We start from the raw sequence: 1,782 nt of genomic DNA on the forward strand, positions 1-1,782 counted from the left end.
CATCCTGTTCAGTTAAAATAAACTCAGCATTAGTATCAAATGAGACTTTTTCAACGTTTGCCAGAGCAATTAAATCTGAAGTGTTATTTGCGGTAATCTTGCCAAGGTTAATTGTGGTGGAATTTTCAGTAAATTTTGCAGCTAACAGTCGAAAAGTTAAATCTAAATTTTGATGTGGAGTCCAAGTGCTGGCATTGCTTGATGACAGTAATACTCCCACTTGATATGGTTGACTCGTTACTCAACGGCTGTTTACTGCATCATATTTTCCTAATTCCGCTATTTTAACTGCAGTATTTTGATCATCAGTTAGTAAAACAATAGCATATTCTCTGCCAGCTTCACACCAAACCGGCGACCAAGTGACACGTGTTGCTGTACCGTTAACATTTATATCTCTTGTCTCAATAGTTCTTTCAGCAATGACAGTCTGCGAGGGCATTCCCACTGCTGTTTCCCGGATTTGTACAACAACACGTTTTGTCCCTTTATTTATACACCATAAATCCACACCTCCTATATGCCTGCTTTCATCTAGCGTAAATGTCTGGGCTAAAGGATCAACTCGTTTTGTTGCAATTACTCTTCTTCTCTCTTCTATGGTAATAGTTTTTTTACCAGTATACGTTGCTTCACCATAGCTTCCTTGATCACCAAAAAATTGTACTAATTTTGTACCTGCTGGAATATTTGCTGGGATTTTTATTTTTCCCTTTATTTGTCCTTGATTGTTAGCTTCCACTTTTTTCTCTCTATTCTATTGGTGTAATAGAAATTCCATCAAACTTTAATTCCTTAAGCTTTTCGTTAGCTGCAAAACCTTCAATTTTAAATTCTTGAGTTACTTCTCGCATAAATTCGGCTTCTTTGGTTGTTCTTGATATAAGTTCTGTCATTCCTACAGTACTAAATTCTCGTGTTATAGGACTTGACCAATTAGTCTTTACTTCTGTCCAATTATCTACGCTTTTGTTAATTGTCACTTTTGCAGGTATCGGATCAAATGCTTGATAAGGGTTTATCTTCATCTCTTTAGTTTGCAAAAGTTGCTCAAGTATTGGCTCAAGTTCATGTGGCAGTAAATAAGATTTCTTTCCTCTGTCAATATCAACAACTGTTACATTAATTGGTAAAGTAAGCTCTTTATTCACTATTGCTGCAGTTTGTTTTATTCCTTGATCCCGCATTTCATCATCAAAAAACGGGTCAACGAACATACCTTTTTTACTCGTGGAATCTCTTGAGTTTGCATCATTTTTAAGACTTTCCTGTGCAACTAAAGCATAAAGATCATTTATTCCCTTTTTCATCTTTTCCAAATCATTCATTGGCACAGCGTGAATAGCACTATTTATCACTTCAGGTTTTTCATCTTTTTTCCACTGTTGATAAACGTAGCTGAGAGCTAATTGACCAGAAGGTGCTTTTGGCATTGATGGCCTCCAGGGGTGTGCAATACCTTTTATTCTTCTCACCGTTCCTTTTGCATCTATGGTAATTAAATCATAGCGAGGCATTTTCCAGAATTAACACCATGGTGCCATCAACTGCTCCAGTTATTTTACCTCCCTCTTCATTTAAATCTTCTGGAGTAGTGTGAGTTCTAGCTCTGTAGGTGATTTCATAACTGCTGCCAGGAGCTGGTTCTTTTCCAGGTAATGACCAATCTACATCTCCTGACTTTAGCTTATAATCAGCGTTATTTTCATAGATAACGTTGCCTTGTTTTATCTGAATGATCTCAAGTATAGCAAAATCAGGTATTGGGTCAGCAACTCCAGA

General features: G+C 36.9%; 2 protein-coding genes and 1 pseudogene. All 3 read right to left on the reverse strand.

Annotated elements, in window-relative coordinates; genetic code table 11:
- Nucleotides 1-742: pseudogene (locus IC220_RS07365) on the reverse strand (hypothetical protein); the annotation flags it as partial.
- Between the two features lie 10 nt (nucleotides 743-752).
- Nucleotides 753-1,517: a DUF4815 domain-containing protein gene (locus tag IC220_RS07370; RefSeq protein ID WP_369408776.1), complete on the reverse strand. Its 765-nt coding sequence runs from the start codon at nucleotides 1,515-1,517 to the stop codon at nucleotides 753-755.
- Nucleotides 1,504-1,782, reverse strand: a 279-nt coding sequence (locus IC220_RS08130) for a DUF4815 domain-containing protein (RefSeq protein ID WP_369408777.1), incomplete at its 5' end; no start/stop codon positions are given. The genes IC220_RS08130 and IC220_RS07370, both read right to left, overlap by 14 nt.

It is taken from the genome of Wolbachia endosymbiont of Pentalonia nigronervosa (assembly GCF_014534705.1).
GTDB lineage: Bacteria > Pseudomonadota > Alphaproteobacteria > Rickettsiales > Anaplasmataceae > Wolbachia.

Bases quoted from the DNA above. Each gene is read 5' to 3' on its own strand.
- IC220_RS07370 (WP_369408776.1), bottom strand. From the start codon at position 1,517: ATGCCTCGCTATGATTTAATTACCATAGATGCAAAAGGAACGGTGAGA.